Below are 17,605 nucleotides of genomic sequence, written 5' to 3' on the forward strand. Positions count from 1 at the left end.
ACCCTGACGACCGTCACGTCGCCGTGCCCCCCACGCCCGGCTCACCCTCCGCGTGCTCCTCGTCGGCACGGTCCCACGGCGGGGCGTATGCCTCGACACAAGCTGCCGGCCCATCCCGAAGCCGCCGTCGGCTCTCCGACGCGGTCGTGCCGCCGCCCGGCGGGAAGAGGCGTCGGACGGCGGCGACGACCGCCGCGCGCCGGGCGGCCGAACCGCCGTCCACGGCGCCGGAGTCGGACGCGTCCGCCATGCCCGGCTTGTCGGCCCACGCCATGGCGATCTGATTGACCAGCACGAGGACGTCCAGCGGGTCCCACGCGGGATCGAGGAGCCCGGCCTCCTGGGCGGCCCGCAACCGCTCGACGACTTGGGGGCCAGGCCGCTCAGCACGTTGATCTGCCGGGCGTCGTCCCGCGTGAGGGCCGGGTTGCCGGGGCCGGTCGCCGCTTCCCGCCCGCTCGCGTAGGTGCCCGTGCCGGTCTCGACGCGGACGACGCCGTCGAGTGCGGAGAGCGCGACCGCGTACGCCTTCACCTCGGTGCCGACGACGGCACTCCTGATGAGCGCGTGGGGCCACATACACGGCCTCGTCGTCCTGGAGGTCTTCGGGCACACCGGCTTCCTCGGCGAGCACAGGCCGCGCCCTTCCGCATGGCGATGCGGGACCTGGTCGACGGCATCCGCCGCCGCGTCCCCGCCGCGCCCGACGAGGCCCCCGAGCACGGTTCGTGAGCGCCGGGATCCGCGGCGCCGGACCGGAGCGCCGGTCGTATTCTGCGTTTGTTGACTTCCCGTCGAAGCCTTGAATAGCGTCCGAAGACGGATCGGACGCGAGCGGAGCGCCCCCACCGGCTCCGCGACACCGCGCCCGGTCCACCGCGACCCGGGCAACCCCACCCGGGGCGAGCGGAGGCCGCCGGCGTCACACCGCCGCGTCGGCCACCGCACCGAACGAACGCGCACATGAGGGAGATCCGTCCATGACCCACCGCCCGTCGGCGCCGACCTGCGCGCCCCCCGTACGACACACGGTCGGCCGATCCTCGGGCGAGGCGGCATGAGCGCCGCCGGCTCGGCCGCCACGCAGCCGCTGCGGGGCCTGGAGATCGTCGAGTGCGCGACCTTCGTCGCCGGTCCGTCCGGCTGCATGGCACTCGGGCAACTCGGCGCCGACGTCATACGCATCGACCCCATCGGCGGCGCGGCCGACCACAACCGCTGGCCCCTCGCCTCGACCGGCGCCAGCCTCTACTGGGCCGCCCTCAACAAGGGCAAGCGCTCGATCGCCCTCAACCTCCGCGACCCCCGGGGCCGCGAGATCGCCCTCGAACTCGCCACCCGGCCCGGGCCGGAACGCGGCCTGTTCGTCGACAACGCGGTCGGCCGCAGCCGCCTCACGTACGACGAACTGCGCGCGCGGCGCCCCGACATGATCCACCTGCACATCCAGGGCCACGCCGACGGCCGCCCCGCGGTCGACTACACCGTCAACGCCGAGATGGGCATCCCCACCATCACCGGCCCGGAGGACAGCGCGGCGCCCGTCAACCACGTCCTGCCCGCGTGGGACCTGCTCACCGGCATGCACGCCACCACCGGCCTGCTCGCCGCCCTGCACCGCCGTACCACCAGCGGCGAGGGCGCCCACATGGAACTGGCCCTCGCCGACGTCGCCGCCGCCGCGGTCGCCGGGATGGGCTGGCTCGCCGAGGCCGAGGAGCGCGGCACCGAACGGCAGCGCCTCGGCAACCACCTCTACGGCAGCTACGGCTCCGACTTCGCGTGCGGCGACGGCCGACGCGTCATGGTCGTCGCCCTCACCGAGGCCCAGTGGCACGCGCTGCAGAACGTCACCGGAACCACCGCCGTGTTCCGCGCGCTCCAGGACGCCATCGGCGCCGACCTGGACCGCGAATCCGACCGCTACGAACTGCGCGAGACCATCGCCGCCGTCATCCGGCCCTGGTTCGCCGCACGCCCGCTCTCCCAGGTGGTCAAGGAACTCGACGCCGCCAAGGTGCTGTGGAGCCCCTACCGCACGATGCCGGAAGTCGTCGCCGACCACCGCGCGAACGACTCGCTGCCGGTGCTCGCCGACGTCGACCAGCCCGGCGCCGGGCCGATCATCTCGGCACGCCCGCCGCTGCGCTGGGCCGGCGCGTACGGCACCGCCGCCCCGGCCCCGCTGCTCGGCGCGGACACCGAGGAAATCCTCACGGGGCTCGGCCTCGACGGCACCGAGATCGCGGCCCTGCACGACACCGGGGTCGTCGCCTCGGCCCGCACCTGACACACCGTCCGTTCCCGGGGCCGCGTCCGCCGTCGTGCGGTCGCGGCCCCGCGCCTGTCACGCCAACTCGGCGCGCCCCGTGGCGTGCACCGTTCCGTCGCCCGACTCCACCCGCAACTCGACCGCGCCGTCCGCGGCGTGCTCGCGTACGACGGCCAACTCCGCGCCGACGAACGCCGGGCGGCTGATCCGGTACGCGAACGACCCGAGCACCGACTTCTCCCGGCGCAGCGGCTCCAGCATCAGCCACGTCATCAACGGCCCGTGCACCACCAGCCCGGGATAGCCCTCCACCTCGCGGGCGTACGGCTCGTCGTAATGGATCCGGTGCGTGTTCGCCGTCAACGCGCTGACGCGGAACAGCAGTTGCGGGTCGGTCGTGAGCCGCAGCGCGCCGCCCGGCTGCTCGGCGGTCTCCGCCGCCGTCTCGGCCGACGCGCCCGCGGCAGCCGCGCGGCCCGGGGCCGCACCCGGGTGGGGGAGCCCGGACCGGTACACGAGGTCCTGCTCCTCCACCGCACACAGCTCGCCGTTCTGGCGCAGTTCGTTGCGGATCGTCACGAAGAGCATCGCGCCCCCGCGCCCGCTCTTGGGCTCGGTCCGCACATGCACGGTCGTGCACTCCGCGGGTGTCCCCAGCACCACCGGCCGGTGCGCGGTGAACCGGCCGCCCGCGAACATGCGCCGGCGCTCCGGCAGCGGCGGCAGGAAGCGGCCGTGCAGCGGATGCCCGTCCGGTCCCAACGCGGCGCGCGCCGGCCAGGTCAGGAAGTACAGCCCGTGCCACAGCGGCGGCAGCGCGTCCCCCTCGGCCGGCGCCGTCTCGGGCACCCCCAGCACGGCCGCCAGCGCGGCACTGGGCGCCGCCGCGAGCGCGTCACCCGTCACGAGCGGTTCGGGCCGCCAGCCCTCGACCATCGCCGCGATGGCCTCGATGTCCTCTGTCACGATGCTCCTCGGTCCCTCGACGACCGCCACCGACCGAGCGAGCGAGCAGGCACTCGCGCGTCCACGGCGGCCCCGCCATCCGGTACAGGCCCGGAAAATCCTATGCGGCGGCGCGAAGCCCACACGGGGCCGGGGGACGCCTCGCGACCCGCGGGACGGTGCCGCGGGCCGGAGGATGCCCGGAGAACCCACCCGCGAGGAGGCGGCGCCGCGGCAACCGCTGCCGTGGCGTCGGACGTTGCCCGGGGGCGCAGGGCGATGTCGCGGCCGAGAGGCCCCGCGGAACCCACCCGCGACGGCGGCGCCGGACGGTGCTCGCGGCACACCCCTCCGCGCCTCACGGCACTCAGGGCGATGTCGCGGGCCCGGAGAACCGGCCCCGTGAGGCGGCGGTGGTCGCGCCGCCGGAAGGGCCCGTGCGCCCCCCTGGCGGGCAGAGAGGGCGGTCTCGGGCCCGCGGAAACCCAGGGGAACCGGCCCCGCGCGAGAACCGGCCCCGTGAGGCGGCGGTGGTCGCGCCGCCGGAAGGGCCCCAGCGCCCCTCGCGGGCAGAGAGAGCGGTTCGGGCCCGCGGAAACCACGGGGTACCGGCCCCGCGGTTTCGGTGGCGGTTGCTTCCCCGGAGGTGTCGCCGGAAGGCGTCCGCGGACACACCCACTCCACCCGCCCCGGCCCCCGCCGCGCCCCCGCCGCGCCCCCGCCCCGGCCCCCGCCGCGACACGGTCGCGCGCCGACAGCCCCCGATGCCGTTCACCCCCGCCGACGGTCACTCCCGGCGCCCGCACTCGTTGGACCGTCGTCGGGAGGTCGCACACTCCCGCGAAGCGACGTCGTCGACCAACCCTGGAGGCACCGTGTCCGTCGCATCCGGTTCCCCGCCCCGCCTGGGTCCCGAGGACACGGTCACCCGCCCGCCCGGGCCACCCCGAGGCCGCTGGGTCGCCAGCGGTGTGGTGTGCGTGGGCCTGTACCTGCTCGGCCTCGACATGACGGTGCTCAACGTCGCCGCGCCACCCTTGCAGGAAGACCTGTCGGCCAGTACCGCCCAGGTGCAGTGGGTCGTCAACGGCTACTCCCTGATGCTCGGCGGGCTCGTCCTGACCACCGGGTCCGTGACCGACCGCATCGGACGCCGACGCGCGTTCGTCTCCGGCGTCGCCGCGTGCGGTGCCGCGTCCGTGGTCGGCGCGACGGCGTCCACGGTGGCCGTCGTGATCGCCGCACGGTTCGCGATGGGCGCCGGCGCGGCACTCCTGATGCCGGCGACGCTGTCGGTCATCACCAACCTGTTCCCCGAACCCGACCTGCGGCGCCGCGCGATCGCGCTGTGGGCCGCGGTGGGCGCCGCGGGTGCCGCCACCGGGCCGCTGCTCGGCGGCTGCCTGGTCGAATTCCTCTCCTGGCGCGCCGCGTTCTGGGTCAACGTGCCCCTCGCCGCCGCCGGGATCGCCCTCGCCCTGCGGTACGTGCCCGAGTCGTACGCCCTGCGCGGCGAACGCTTCGACGCGGTCGGCGCGCTGCTCTCGGGGCTCGGCTTCCTCGGCCTCGTATGGGCGGTCATCGAAGGGCCCACCCGGGGGTGGGGCAGCCGTGCGGTGGTGGCCGGATTCGTCGGTGCGGGCCTGCTCCTGGCGGTGTTCGCCGCGCACCAGGTCCGCGCCCGTGCGCCGATGCTGCCCCTGCCGCTGCTGCGCCGCCCGGCGATCGGCGTCGCGGCGGCCGTCCTCGCGCTGCTGTGCTTCGCGCTGCTGGGCACGTTCTTCATCGGCACGCTCTACCTCCAGAACGTGCTGGGGTGTTCGCCGTGGCAGGCCGGCGTGCGCACGCTGCCGGTGCCGGTCGCGCTGGCCGTGGGCGCGGGGGCGGCGGTGCCGCTGACGACCCGGTACGGCGTGCGCGTGCCCACGGTGACGGGCCTGGCGGTGGTGACGGCCGGGTTCGCCGTCCTGGCCGGGGCCACGGCGACCGGCGGATACCCACGCGTGTTCGTGTTCGAGGTCGCCGCCGGGTTCGGAGCCGGGCTCGCGGTGGCGGCGTGCACGGAATCGGTCATGGCCGCGGTGCCCTCCGAGCGGGCGGGCCTCGGGTCGGCGATCAACGACGCCACCCGCCAGGTCGGTGCCGCGGTCGGCGTCGCGGTGCAGGGATCGATCCTGTCGGCGGTGTACGCGGACCGCCTGCCGTCGCTGCTCGCCCGCACCCCCGCCGCGGCACTCGCCGCGACCGGCGGCGGACACGATCCCCTGGCCGCGCGCGACGCGGTCACCGCCGCCCCCGGGCCCGTCCGCGCCCTCTACCTCGCCGGGGCGCGGCGGGCCTTCGTCGACGGGATGACCACCGCGGCCCTGGTCGCCGGAGCGGTCACCGCGATCCTGGCCGTCGTCGCCGTGCTGGCGCTCCCGGCCCGCCCGGCCGCCGCCGCGGCCCCGCAACCCCCGACCGACTGACCCGGCGCCGAAGTCGGACGCGCGGCAGGTGTTTTCGGCCATCGGACCACAGGCCTTCCCCGTCCCACCCCCGCCCGCGCACCGGTCATCCATACGAGTGACAACGCTTGGCCCCGTGCCCCTCGTCGTCGTTAGCGTGACCCGGGTGACTCCCCGACAACGGGCACAACTGGCGGCAGTGGCCGTCCACTTGCCCTCCGGCTACCGGACCATGGCCCAGACCCGCGAGCGGATCATCGCCGCGGGCAGTCCGGTCGTGCCGCCGCCGGGCATGCTGGAGAAGCTCACCGGCGTGCGCGGGGTGCACGTCCGCGACGACGGCGAGCAGTGCTCGGACCTGGCCGTGCACGCCGTACGCAAGGCACTCGCCGCCGCCGGCGCGACGGTGGACGACGTCGACCTGCTGCTGTTCGCGGCCGGCGGGCAGGACCTCGTCGAACCGGCGACCGCGCACATCGTCGCGGCCAAACTCGGCGCCACCTGCCCGGTGTTCGACGTCAAGAACGCCTGCAACAGCGTGCTGAACGCCGTCGAGACCGCCCGCGCGATGATCGAGAGCGGCCTCTACCGCACCGTGCTCATCGCCTGCGGCGAGGCCGCGACCACCGTCACCCGCTGGCACCTGCCGACCGGGCGCGCCTGGCGCGAGTCCATCGCCGGATTCACCCTCAGCGACGCCGGCGCGGCCCTGCTGATGACCGCCGGCCCCGCCGACGACGACGCGCCCGGTGTCCTCGCGACCCGGTTCTTCGCCGCGTCCGCGTCGTGGCGGGAATGCACGGTCGAGGCCGGCGGCTCGATGCACCCCCGGCCCGCCACCGACGAGCCCACGTATGTGCGCGTCAACGGCGACATGATGGCCATGGGAGAGCGGCACAACCGCGACGCCGTCGCCGACTTCCACGAGGAGATCCGCCTCGCCGAGCACGCCGCCTTCGTCGGGATCCACCAGATCTCCGTCGCGCAATTCCACAAGAGCGTCGGCAATTTGCCGTTCCCCGACGACCGGTACCTCCTCACCGTCGCCGACCACGGCAACGCCGCCTCGGCCTCGCTGCCGCTGCAACTCGTCCTGGCCCGGGAGTCCGGGAGGGTCGCGCCCGGCGACCTCGTCGCCCTGATCGGGATGGCGAGCGGATACAGCGTCGGCATGGCGCTCATCCGGATGTGACCACGGGCCATCGGGCCCCACCGACCGATCCCGAACCGCTCCTCGATCCGCAAAGGGCGATGCGATGTCCACCAAGCACACGGCACCCCCCATGCTGGAGGCATTGCGACCCATCGCCGAACGGGCGTTCGACGAACACCTCCGGCAGGCCACCGACTGGTACCCGCACCAATACATCCCGTGGAGCCAGGCCCGCGACTACGACGGCATCCTGGGCGGAGAGGCCTGGGAGCCCGGACAGCGGCGGATGAGCGTCGCCGTCCGCGACGCCATGCTGCACAACCTGCTCAGCGAGGAGAACCTCCCCGGCTACCACCGGGTCATCGCCCAGATGCTCTCGATGGACGGCGTCTGGGGCGCGTGGGTCAACCGCTGGACGCTGGAGGAGGCACGCCACGGCACCGCCCTGCGCGACTACCTGGTCGTCACCCGCGCGATCGACCCCGTGGCCCTGGAGCAGTCCCGCGTCCGCCACCTCCAGACCGGGTACGACCTGGACTATCCCGGCGACCTCCTCGCGTCCCTCACCTACGTCACGGTCCAGGAGATGGGCACCCGCCTGACGTACCAGAACATCCGGCGTCAGTGCGGCGACCCGGTGTGCGAGGCGCTCATGCAGCGCATCGTCGCCGACGAGAACCGGCACATGCTCTTCTACCGCACCCTGCTGGACGCGGCGCTGGACCTGTGGCCGGACGAGGCCATGCGGGCCGTCGGGAAAGTGGTCGCCACCTTCCGCTCCCCGGCCCACGCCGCCGCCGAATACCCCCGGCTCGCCCGGTCCATGACCCGGTCCGGCATCTACACCGTCGCCACCCACCACGACGAGGTGCTGCTCCCGCTGACCCGGTCCCTCGGCCTGCTCGAACGCGGCGGCCTCACCGCCGCCGGGCGGCAATCCCAAGACCGGCTCGGCGAATTGCTGGCGACGGCCGCCGAACTCGCCGAACGCTTCAACCGCCGCGCGGGCCACACACCCCGAACGCCCGACCCGACACCGCTCGCCGCACTCGCCGCGCCCACGACGAACACCGCGCCCTGACACCCGGATCCGACCAACGGAACGCCGGCGGCCCACCGGAACACCCCCCCCGCAAGCCGCACCACGCCACCACACCGCGAAAGGAAGCACCCACCCATGGCACGCTCCAGCCACGACATCCTCTCCGACTTACTCGTCGACGAATTCGACGTCGACCGCGCCACGTTGACGCCGGACGCCACCTTCGCGGACCTGGGCATGAACTCACTCGCCCTGGCGGAACTGCTCGTCATCGCCGAACGCGAACTCCACCTCGACATGTCCGACCTGGACGTCGACCTCGACCCCACCCTCACCCTCTCCGAGGTCGTCGAACACCTCGACGCCGTCCGCGGATCCGCCCCCGACGACACCGCGCGGTCTCCCCGGACCCCCCGGACCGACCCGACCGCGACACCGGCATGAGCGGGCGAACGAAGGAGCCGAACGTGCCCCGCGAACGCGGCGCGCGACCCCACGAGGTGCCCGCATGAGCGGCCCCGCCCCGCTCGACGACGTCGACCTCACGGCCGAACTCGAACCCCACGTCGCCGCGGGCCTGGACCGGCACCTTGCCGCCGCCCCGACATGGCTGCCCCACCAGTACATCCCCTGGAGCCGGGGCCGCGACTTCGACGGACCGCTCGGCGGGGAGCCCTGGAGCCCCGACCAAACCCCCCTGCCCACCGCCGTCCGCGGCGCGCTCGTCCTCAACCTGCTCACCGAGGACAACCTGCCCAGCTACCACCACGCGCTCGCCGCCCGCGTCGGCCGGCACGAGGCGTGGAACGCCTGGCTGCACCGCTGGACCGCCGAGGAGGAACGCCACAGCCACGCGCTGCGCGCCTACCTCAGCTGCACCCGCGCGGTCGACCCCGTCGCACTCGAACACGACCGCATGGCACTGCTCTCGCGCGGCTGGCGCGAAGCACCGGCACCGTTCCTGCACGCACTGGTCTACCTCACCGTGCAGGAGCTGACCACGCGCGTCATCCACCGCAACACCGGCCGCGCGTGCGGCGATCCGGTCGGCGAGCGCCTGATGGCCCGCATCGCCGCCGACGAGAACCTGCACATGCTCTTCTACCGCGAGCTGGGCCGACACGCCCTGGACATCGCCCCCGACGCGTACCTCGTCGCGTTCCGGGAGACCGTCGCCACCTTCAAAATGCCCGGCCACGTCCTCGCCGGTTTCCACGACAAGGCCCTGCGCGCCGCCGTCGCCGGGATCTACAACACACACCACCTCTACCACCACGTCCTCATGCCGCTGGTGACCGCACTCGGCCTGCTCGACCGCCCCGGCCTCGGGCCCGCCGGAGAACAGGCCCGCGACGCCCTCGCCGCCATGCTGGACCGCCTCCGACGCCGGGCCGCGCTCGTGGCTCCGCCCCCGGCGGCACCCGCACACGCCACGGCTTCCGGAGGTCGGCCATGACACGCGACGACATCGCCGTGACCGGCCTGGGGCTGCTCACCCCCGCCGGGCTCACCCCGCACGACAATTGGACCACCCTGTGCGACGGCACGTCCCTCGCCGCCGCCGATCCCGAACTCGCGGGACTGCCCGTCGACTTCTCGTGCCAGATGCCGCCGCTCGACACCACCGCGGAACTCGGACGCGCCCGCGTCCGCCGCCTGGACCCGTTCACCCGGTACGCCCTCATCGCGGCCCGCCGCGCCCTCGCCGACGCACACATCGACGCGGCCTCGTGGGACGGCAACCGCGTCGGCGTCATCCTGGGCGTCGGATCCAACAGCCTGCACACCTACCCCGAGGGTTTCGCCAGCCTCAACGACGGCCGCCCCCACCACGTCCCGCCCCACGCCCTGCCCCGCAGTCTGCCCAACATGGCCGCCACCGAAGTCGCCATCGACGTACGCGCGTTCGGCCCCGCTTTCAGCACCACCGCGTCGTGCGCGTCCGGTGCCACCGCCCTCGCCGTCGCCCGCGACCTGCTGCGCTCGGGCACCTGCGACATCGTGCTCGCGGGGGGAAGCGAATCGGGACGCTCCCGCATGACCGCGACCTGCTTCCACCAACTCCGCGCCCTCTCCCGGCGCCGCGACCGCCCCGAACTCGCCTGCCGGCCCTTCGACGAGAGCCGCGACGGACTCGTCCTCGGCGAGGGCGCGGCGGTGTTCGTCCTCGAACGCCACAGCAGCGCCCGCGCCCGTCGCGCGCCGGTCCGCGCCGTGCTCCGCGGTGTCGGGCTCACCTCGGACGCGCACGACCCCGTCGCCCCCCGCCCGGACGGCACCAACGCCGCACACGCCCTCAGCGTCGCCCTCGCCGACGCCGGCCTCCACCCCTCCGACATCGGCCACATCAACGCCCACGGCACCGGCACCCGCCACGGCGACGCGGCCGAGGCCACCGCCCTCACCCGTGTCTTCGGCCCGGAACCCCCGCCGGTCACCGCCCCGAAGAGCATCATCGGGCACACCATGGGTGCCGCGGGCGCCGTCGAGGCCGCCTACACGGTCCTCGCCCTCCAGCACCAGGCAATCCCGCCGACCGCCAACCACACCCACCAGGACGGCGACCACAAACTCGACATCGTCACCACGACCCCACGCCCGAGCCCCGCCACCGCCGCCGTCAACTGCTCCTTCGGCTTCGGCGGGCACAACGCCATCACCATCTTCACGACACCGTGAACCACCGTGTGTCGGCGGCCCGATCGGGGAGTGGGCGGGTTGACGGGACGGTGGGAGTCTTCACGACGGCCTGAATTGCGGCCGGATGGCGACCTGATCGGGGCGTGGGCCGGTCGAGGATCGGTGGCAGTCTTCACGACAGCATGAACTGCGGCCCGTCGGCGGCCTGATCGGGGAGCGGGTGGTTGAGGGGATCGGCGGGCGGTCCTCACGACGGCTTGAACCATCCCCGGTCGGCGCCGACCGGGGCGCAGACCGATTGCGCGGATCGGTGGGTGGTCTTGACGACGGCCTGAACCACCGCCCGTTCACGGCCCGACCGGGACTCCGGACCGGCTGACGGGAACGGTTGGCAGTGGCAAGGGCGTTCGTGGCTGTGGCTGTGGCTGTGGCTGTGGCTGTGGCTGTGGCTGTGGCTGCGGGCGTGGGCGTCGAGCCCAGTGCCGTTGCTTCCGGTGCGTGTGGACCCGTGGTGTCGCTGGCGAACCGGCGTCGCGGGTAGGGTCGGAGGCGGTGCCGGGGCGGGGCAGGGCCGTTCCACGAGCATGGGGAGGGGCCTGTGTCGGTGATGCTCGCGAAGGGCGGCAACCATCCCTTGGATGCCGCCTCGGTGGTCGTGGAGATCGCGTCCGAGGCGGCCATGGATGTGTCCGCGCTGCTCCTCGGCGCCACGGGCAAGGTCCGCTCCGACGCCGACTTCGTCTTCTACAACCAGCCCCAAGGGCCGGGCGTCCGCCACGAACCGGGCCCGACGGGCGGTCCGGCCACGGTGCGCGTCGACACGTCCGCCGTCCCCGCGTCCGTCGACCGCGTCGTGGTGGTGCTCAGCCTCGACGGCTCGGGCGCGGAGCGGTTCGGCGCCGTCCGCTCCCTGACGGCCGCTGTGCGCGACGCGGCGACCGGCCGCGAAGTCGTCGGCTTCGCCCCGGCGGGGCTGGGCGTCGAGACCGCGCTCCTGCTCTTCGAGATCTACCGCCGCGGCCCGGGCTGGAAGGTCCGGGCGGTCGGCCAGGGCTACGCGAACGGACTCGCCGGGATCGCCACCGACTTCGGCGTCCGGGTGGACGACCCGCCGCCGCCGACCGCCGTACCTCCCACCCCCGTTCCCACCCGGCCCGCGGCGCCCGCACCATCCCTGCCGCCGCCCCCGCCCCCGCCCCCGCATCCGGCGCCCGCGCCGCACGTACCCGTGCCGTCGATCCCGCCCCCGCCCGGCCCGGCACCACAACGCGCGGCGATCAGCCTCGACAAGGGCCACGTCACGCTGCGCAAGAACCAGTCCGTATCCCTCGTCAAGACCGGGGCGCCGCTCACGCGCGTCCGCATGGGCCTCGGCTGGGACCCGGCCACCCGCGGCGCCAACATCGACCTCGACGCCTCGTGCATCGCGTTCGACGCGCGCGGCGCGAAGATCGACACCGTCTGGTTCATGAACCTCCAGGCGTTCGGCCGGGCGATCGCCCACTCCGGTGACAACCTCACCGGTGAGGGGGAGGGGGACGACGAGGTCATCACGGTGCATCTCGACCGCCTGCCCGCCGAGGTCCACGGGCTCGTCTTCACCGTCAACTCGTTCCTCGGCCAGAAGTTCACCAAGATCGCGCGCGCGTTCTGCCGACTGGTCGACGACACCACCGACACCGAACTCGTCCGCTACGAACTCTCCGAGAGCGAACCGCGCACCGGCGTCCTCATGTGCAAAATCGTCCGCCAGGGCCCGGCGTGGACGATGACCGCCCTGGGCGAGTTCGCGAACGGCCGCACCGTACGCAAACTCGTCAACCCGGCCCGCGACGCTCTCTTCCGGCCCTGACCCCGCCACTCCGCGGCGACGACGGCTCCGACGAAGCGGCCCGATACGTCCTAGACTTGGCCCGCAGCGCAGCGCGGCGCTTGCCGGGCGAGGGGAATGACATGCGGAACCGGACGGGCTCCCAGCCGGCCGACGGGTGGACGCAGAGCGACGAATTCCATTGGCACACCTGCGACATCGTCGCGGATGTCGTCACCGGGCAAGCGGAGCGCCGACCGCTCGTCGCGAGTACGGCACGGATCGCCGCGGGTGAGCGCGTGCTCGCCACCGGCGCGGGCGACCAGTACCGGCTACGGGCCGTCGGCAACGGCCGTTACCGCAGCACGGGCGTGGCCGCCGTCGGCAGGCCGGGCTTCGTCGTCGGCGCGCTCGCCCTCAACGCTCTCGGCAACGCGGCGCGGCGCAAGCGCGCGGAGAAGGACACGGTCCCGCGCTGGGTGCACGACGGCGGCGGCGAGCTGACGATCACCCAGCTGTCCGCGTACCTCGTGCACCCCCGCAACCCCCTGAGTCTCGGCTTCACGGGCCTCGACCAGATCGACCTCCCCGAACCGGGCGTCTTCGAGGCCCGGTACCACGACATGTACGGCAAGGGCTACATGACCGTGCGCCTCGCCACCCCGTGGGCGTCCCTGGTCTTCGCCCTGGCCGCCCTGGCCGCGTTCCCCTCGCACCCGCGCCTCCTCGGCGGCGCGTGGCTCCCTCCGAACTTCGAGCAGCGCTGCAACCACTTCGGTCGCCCGGTACGCCCGGCCCAGCGCCTGGTTCTCGGCCAGGGCTAGCGCGCCGGGCCGCGCGCCTGCGCCTGCGCGGGCGCGGGTGCGGCGGGGCGGTGCCGACGCGGCGTTTTCGTGTCGCCGTCGGCCCCGTGCCGGGTTGGCACCGCTCGTGCCGCCGAAGCGCGGGACCCGCCGCGCGGTACCTGCGTGCAGCGCTGTGACCTGCGGATCTGTTCATCGCGGTACCGGGTCGCTAGCATGTCCTCATGCCTGCGTTGAATGTGGAGTTCTCCGACGACGAACTCGCGGCTCTTCGGGCGGCGGCCCAGGACAGCGGCAAGACCCTCAAGGCGTACGTTCGCGAGGTCGTCGACGGCAACCTCGCCGACCGCCGTGCCCAGGCTCGCGCGGCGGAGGCGTTCCGGGCGTTCGTGGCCGACAACGCGACGGCGTTCGACGAGGCCTTCCCCGACGACGCGCCCGGCCGGTCGGGCGACGGCCGGACCAGCCGCGGGGCCGCCTGAACCCGTGGAACTGCACATCGACATCCGCTGGTTGCTGGAGCGCCAGACCGAAGTCCTGCCCGGTGGCGAGCTGTCCGTACGCGACTACTCAGCCCTCGTCGCGGCCGTCGCGCGCCACCGCGTCAACACTCCCAGGCTCGGCGAGGAGGCCGACGCCGCCTGGAGGGCCGCGGCGCTGCTGCACACCCTGGTGCGGCTCCGGCCCCTGCCGGCCCGGAACGTGCTGTTCGCCTGCGGTGTGGCGATCGCCTACATGGACGCCTCCGGACAGGCGGTCGACCCGCCCTACGGCGAACTCGTCGACCTGGCACGGGCGATCGCCGACGACGCCGCGGATGTCTTCGACACGGCCCACCGCCTGCGCGCCTGGCGCCTCTGACCGCCCGCGGTCCATCGGGTTCGTGCGTACGTTTTCGCTCACGCCTGTCTCCGGGGTCGAAGACCTCGTGGCCCTCTGTCCAACTGGCGTGCGCTGTTGCGTTCGTGGCCCGTTGTGACACTCCGCGGACCGGAAATGGTCGCGTCCGAGGCCGCGATAGCGGGGGCGAACGCGCCGCCAAACCGGAAATAGGGCAACTATCGGGCGCTCCACGGCTGTTACACAGATCCAGATCGGCGATACAGAATCCGAACCGTCGGGAGATCGTTTGGGGAACACCTCGGTCCTACTGTTGGCGATGTCAGAACGACACAACGTCACCGGCAAGTCGATGGAGATTCCCATGCGTTCGCACCGTACGAACCGTTCCGCCCGCGTCGCCCTGGCCGTTACCGCGACGGTTGCTCTCGCGGCGGGTCTTACGGCCTGCAACTCCGATGACGACGACACCGCTGCCGCGGGGGCGAGTTCGGCGCAGTCCCCGGCCGCGGGCAACGGCGGTTCCGGCGCGCCCGTCGAGGGCTCCCCGGCGGCATCGGCCGCGAACACCGGCGGCACCACGAGCTCCACAGGCACCACGACAGGCGGCTCGGGCAGCTCGGGTGGCTCGGGTACCTCGGGCGGCTCCGGCGGTTCGGGTGGCTCGTCCCAGGGGTCCGGTGGCGCCGGCAACTCCGATTCCGGGGTGGGGCAGTCGTGCGGTACGAACGATCTGGACTTCCTGGTGACTCCGTCGGACAGCGGTGGCTACCTGCTGGTGACGGCGACGGCGCAGCCGGGTATCACCTGCTACCTGGACGGGGGTGCGCCGTTGGTGCTGTTCAGCTCGGCGGAGAAGACCAAGCCGTACCCGTCCGAACTGATGGCGTCGCCCGCTCCCGACTCGGTCAAGGTCACCGGTTCCACCCACGCCTACGCGGTGTTGATCCCGAACACCACCCGGGCCGACTCCGCGGTCGAGTTCGCGCAGGCCGACATCACGGTTGCCGCCGCGGACCCCCACACCGCCCACGTCACCCTCCCCGGCACCTTCGGCGTTGACGAAGCCGCCGTCACCAGCTGGTACACCACAGCGAAGGCCGCCACCCCCAACGCCAACTGACACACCCGCACACGCCGCCCACACATCCCGCCGACAACACGTCACGTCGGCGGGCCCGTGGGCGGCGTGGGAGTGTCCGCCGGGTCGAGGGCGAGGGCCATGACTTCCCCGTGCGCGATGGGCTTGAACGGAGCGCCACTCGCCGGGAGTTGGTCGTCGTCCGGCTCCACGGTGACGGAGGCGCCCACGGGGTGACGCGCCTGTCAGGGGTGGCGCGACGACAGCCGTGTGCATGTCCGCGATCAACGCGCGACCGCCGATGTGGCTCTCGGTCAGGCCGCACATCGCGGCGTACGGCGCACGACACTCTCGCCGAGCAGGAGCGCGGCGACCGCCTGCGGATCCTCGCGCATCGCGTGGTGAGCGGTCACGAGGTCGTGCACCTGCCACCCGGGATCGGCTTGCCGCCGGGCGCGGAGCGCGGTGAACGGCGTCCGGTCCGGCCACCCCGAGCAGTGGACGAACTCCCGACGGGGGACCCGGGCGAACGCGCCGGTGAGCCGGACGGCCCGCACCAACGACGCGAGGGGATGAGGCCGACGGCGCGTATCGCCGCCGGCAGCCTCGCCCGTGAGGTCCTGCTCGGCTGACCGACACCCGCGACCACGACGGCGCCGCGCCCGGCCGCAGCCGCTCCGCGCGTGCCCGCCTCCTGCGTGTCCTCGTCGACGAACTCCGCGAAGCGGACGAACAGCCCCCGCACTTGCCGGAGCCGCGGGACGAACGGCCGCGTGCCCTGGCCGGTTGCTGCACGAGACACACGCGGACAACTCCACCCTCGCCGAACTCGGGAAGGCGTTCGGAGCGAGCACCCGCACGCTCAGAAGGCTGTTCCGCGACGAACTCGGCATGACCTTTCACGAGTGGCGCACGCGACTGCGCGTCCATCACGCGCTCGTGCTCCTCGCCGACGGCCACGACACCGTTCGAACCGCGTACGTCCGCGGGTGGGCGGACCCGAGCGGTTTCATCGCCGGGTTCGCCGACATCGTCCGAACGACTCCGGGCCGCTACCGAACCGGCCGCAGCACCATGAGCCTTGCGGACGCGTCGTCCTTGGCGATGCGCGTCCGTCCCGTCGCGTCCGGTGATCATGCCGCCGACGGTCGCACGCACAGACCGTTCTGCCTTCGATCTGTCGTTACCATCGGAGGCGATGACCACATCCGACATACGCCCCCCGGCGACGTCCGGCTCCGCACACGGACGCCGCCGTCGCGCGCTCATCCTCACCCAGGCGGCCGGGCTGTTCGCCGAGAGGGGCTTCCATGCGGTCGGGATGGGCGACATCGGCGCGGCGGCGGGAGTCACCGGGCCCGCGATCTACCGGCACTTCGTCAACAAACACGCCATCCTGGTGGGCCTGTTCGACCAGGTCGCCGAGCAACTCCTCGAACGCGCCCGGGCCATCGTGGATCCCGTGTCGGCCGGCACGGCCATCCCGGCGTTCGGCGACACCTTCGGCGCACAACCGCGCCGAGACAACACCGCGACACTGCCACGCCTGGTCGCCGCCCATGTGGACTTCGCCCTCGCCGAGCGGAGCCTGATCAAGGTGTACGCCCAGGAGGCCCACAACCTGCCCGACCCGGCCCGCAGTCGCCTGCGTCGCGTCCGGCGTTTGTACATCCAGGAGTTCGTCGACGTCGTCGCCGACCTGCGGCCCGACCTGTCCGATGCCCAGGTCCGCCTTCTCGTGCACGCCGCCTTCGGCCTCATGAACTCGGTCGCCGACCACGACCCCGGCATCCCCTGGGAGGACACCGCCGAGCTTCTGCGCTCCGCGGCCCTCCGCACGCTGCTCGGGACGGTCCGCTGAGCGGGGGTACGGCCGGCTCGGGCGGTGTGGCGGCCGGGACGCCTTGCGCCCGATGGCCATCGCGGATCACCGTCGGCTGACGGCAGGCCCCGGTCAGTCTTCGTCCGGGCGGTCGAGTGCGGCTCCGTACAGGCGGGTCACGGGGATGCGGATCACGACGCGCTGCTCCGCGACGAATTGTGCGAGCATCGCCGCTTGGGCGTCGGGATCGTCGGGGCCCTCGAAGCCCAGGAAGATGTCCAAGGTCTCCCGTCCGACGGCGTCGCCGGGTTCGGTCGTCGGAGCGGTGACCTCGGCGTCTCCCTCGGCCACGCCGAACGACCAGACGTCCGGGCCGTTCACGTGCAGCGACACGCGTGGGTCGCGGCGGATCTGACGGGTTTTCAGTCGTCCGTCGGTGGTGGAGATCCGGATCATCCGTTCCTCCGGCGACCAGTGGTACAGGACCGTGGACTGGTGGGGGTGGCCCGACTTCTTGACGGTGGCGAGCACGCCGAAGCGCTGTCGGCCGAGGAGGTTCGCGACGTCGTCGGGGCCGAGTGCGCGCGGGCCCGGGTGCTTGCTCATGACGGTGTCCCCTTCCACGTGCGTGCCGATCACGCTCGCAGAAGAGAACCTAGCAGATTGTTTCTCAACAGATCATCTTTCTTTGTCCAGTTGTGTGGCGAGGTCGGGCGGCGAGGCGTGGGCTTGTCGGATGGGACGCGACGG

Annotated in this window: 18 protein-coding genes and 2 pseudogenes; 15 read left to right on the plus strand and 5 right to left on the minus strand. The window is 73.2% G+C overall.

The genetic code is table 11. The annotated features are described in order from the left end of the window. Window positions 1-13 precede the first annotated feature (13 nt). Window positions 14-355, minus strand: coding sequence for a hypothetical protein (locus tag LO772_RS34915; RefSeq protein ID WP_231776051.1), 342 nt, complete (start codon window positions 353-355; stop codon window positions 14-16). A 192-nt stretch (window positions 356-547) separates the two neighbouring features. On the opposite strand from LO772_RS34915, the pseudogene LO772_RS34920 reads away from it, so the two are divergent. Both LO772_RS34920 and LO772_RS34925 read left to right on the plus strand, forming a co-directional pair. Then, window positions 548-732: pseudogene (locus LO772_RS34920) on the plus strand (TetR/AcrR family transcriptional regulator); the annotation flags it as partial. A 325-nt stretch (window positions 733-1,057) separates the two neighbouring features. After that, window positions 1,058-2,290 carry a CoA transferase gene (locus LO772_RS34925; protein WP_231776052.1) on the plus strand — a complete coding sequence of 411 codons (1,233 nt, stop codon included), beginning with the start codon at window positions 1,058-1,060 and terminating at the stop codon, window positions 2,288-2,290. 57 nt (window positions 2,291-2,347) lie between these two features. Here LO772_RS34925 and LO772_RS34930 read toward each other — a convergent pair whose 3' ends face one another. Further along, window positions 2,348-3,238, minus strand: coding sequence for a hypothetical protein (locus LO772_RS34930; RefSeq protein WP_231776053.1), 891 nt, complete (start codon window positions 3,236-3,238; stop codon window positions 2,348-2,350). 854 nt (window positions 3,239-4,092) lie between these two features. Here LO772_RS34930 and LO772_RS34935 point away from each other — a divergent pair. The 11 genes from LO772_RS34935 to LO772_RS34985 all read left to right on the plus strand — a co-directional run bounded on the left by LO772_RS34935 (window position 4,093) and on the right by LO772_RS34985 (window position 15,075). Continuing rightward, on the plus strand, window positions 4,093-5,685 hold the full coding sequence (locus LO772_RS34935; RefSeq protein WP_231776054.1) for an MFS transporter: 1,593 nt from the start codon (window positions 4,093-4,095) through the stop codon (window positions 5,683-5,685). Between the two features lie 145 nt (window positions 5,686-5,830). Then, the gene (locus LO772_RS34940; protein ID WP_231776055.1) at window positions 5,831-6,856 is read left to right on the plus strand and encodes a 3-oxoacyl-ACP synthase III family protein; all 1,026 of its coding nucleotides are present in this window, start codon (window positions 5,831-5,833) and stop codon (window positions 6,854-6,856) included. Between the two features lie 64 nt (window positions 6,857-6,920). Then, window positions 6,921-7,898: an acyl-ACP desaturase gene (locus LO772_RS34945; protein ID WP_231776056.1), complete on the plus strand. Its 978-nt coding sequence runs from the start codon at window positions 6,921-6,923 to the stop codon at window positions 7,896-7,898. 96 nt (window positions 7,899-7,994) lie between these two features. Beyond that, complete coding sequence (locus tag LO772_RS34950; protein ID WP_231776057.1) at window positions 7,995-8,303, plus strand: acyl carrier protein; 309 nt, start codon at window positions 7,995-7,997, stop codon at window positions 8,301-8,303. Window positions 8,304-8,367: 64 nt separating this feature from the next. Further along, window positions 8,368-9,315 (plus strand): acyl-ACP desaturase, encoded by a 948-nt coding sequence (locus LO772_RS34955; protein WP_231776058.1) that lies wholly within the window; start codon window positions 8,368-8,370, stop codon window positions 9,313-9,315. Further along, window positions 9,312-10,538, plus strand: a complete 1,227-nt coding sequence (locus tag LO772_RS34960; RefSeq protein ID WP_231776059.1) for a beta-ketoacyl-[acyl-carrier-protein] synthase family protein — start codon at window positions 9,312-9,314, stop codon at window positions 10,536-10,538. Before LO772_RS34955 ends, LO772_RS34960 begins: the two co-directional genes overlap by 4 nt. A gap of 568 nt (window positions 10,539-11,106) precedes the next feature. Next, complete coding sequence (locus LO772_RS34965) at window positions 11,107-12,351, plus strand: TerD family protein (RefSeq protein WP_231779821.1); 1,245 nt, start codon at window positions 11,107-11,109, stop codon at window positions 12,349-12,351. Window positions 12,352-12,452: 101 nt separating this feature from the next. Next, window positions 12,453-13,133: a hypothetical protein gene (locus LO772_RS34970; RefSeq protein WP_231776060.1), complete on the plus strand. Its 681-nt coding sequence runs from the start codon at window positions 12,453-12,455 to the stop codon at window positions 13,131-13,133. Between the two features lie 203 nt (window positions 13,134-13,336). Next, window positions 13,337-13,594: a hypothetical protein gene (locus LO772_RS34975; protein ID WP_231776061.1), complete on the plus strand. Its 258-nt coding sequence runs from the start codon at window positions 13,337-13,339 to the stop codon at window positions 13,592-13,594. A 4-nt stretch (window positions 13,595-13,598) separates the two neighbouring features. Then, window positions 13,599-13,973: a toxin Doc gene (locus LO772_RS34980; RefSeq protein WP_231776062.1), complete on the plus strand. Its 375-nt coding sequence runs from the start codon at window positions 13,599-13,601 to the stop codon at window positions 13,971-13,973. Between the two features lie 298 nt (window positions 13,974-14,271). Continuing rightward, entirely contained in the window at window positions 14,272-15,075 is an 804-nt protein-coding gene (locus LO772_RS34985; protein WP_231776063.1) for a DUF4232 domain-containing protein, read from the plus strand. 41 nt (window positions 15,076-15,116) lie between these two features. Here the strand turns inward: LO772_RS34985 and LO772_RS34990 are convergent, their stop codons facing one another. Both LO772_RS34990 and LO772_RS34995 read right to left on the minus strand, forming a co-directional pair. Then, the gene (locus LO772_RS34990; protein ID WP_231776064.1) at window positions 15,117-15,263 is read right to left on the minus strand and encodes a hypothetical protein; all 147 of its coding nucleotides are present in this window, start codon (window positions 15,261-15,263) and stop codon (window positions 15,117-15,119) included. A gap of 84 nt (window positions 15,264-15,347) precedes the next feature. Beyond that, complete coding sequence (locus LO772_RS34995) at window positions 15,348-15,593, minus strand: hypothetical protein (protein WP_231776065.1); 246 nt, start codon at window positions 15,591-15,593, stop codon at window positions 15,348-15,350. 331 nt (window positions 15,594-15,924) lie between these two features. On the opposite strand from LO772_RS34995, the pseudogene LO772_RS35000 reads away from it, so the two are divergent. Both LO772_RS35000 and LO772_RS35005 read left to right on the plus strand, forming a co-directional pair. After that, a pseudogene (locus LO772_RS35000) lies at window positions 15,925-16,035 on the plus strand (AraC family transcriptional regulator); the annotation flags it as partial. A gap of 196 nt (window positions 16,036-16,231) precedes the next feature. After that, window positions 16,232-16,894 (plus strand): TetR/AcrR family transcriptional regulator, encoded by a 663-nt coding sequence (locus LO772_RS35005; RefSeq protein ID WP_231776066.1) that lies wholly within the window; start codon window positions 16,232-16,234, stop codon window positions 16,892-16,894. A 93-nt stretch (window positions 16,895-16,987) separates the two neighbouring features. Here the strand turns inward: LO772_RS35005 and LO772_RS35010 are convergent, their stop codons facing one another. Next, complete coding sequence (locus LO772_RS35010; protein WP_231776067.1) at window positions 16,988-17,461, minus strand: TIGR03618 family F420-dependent PPOX class oxidoreductase; 474 nt, start codon at window positions 17,459-17,461, stop codon at window positions 16,988-16,990. Between the last annotated feature and the right edge of the window lie 144 nt (window positions 17,462-17,605).

The organism is Yinghuangia sp. ASG 101, assembly GCF_021165735.1.
Classification (GTDB): Bacteria; Actinomycetota; Actinomycetes; order Streptomycetales; family Streptomycetaceae; genus Yinghuangia.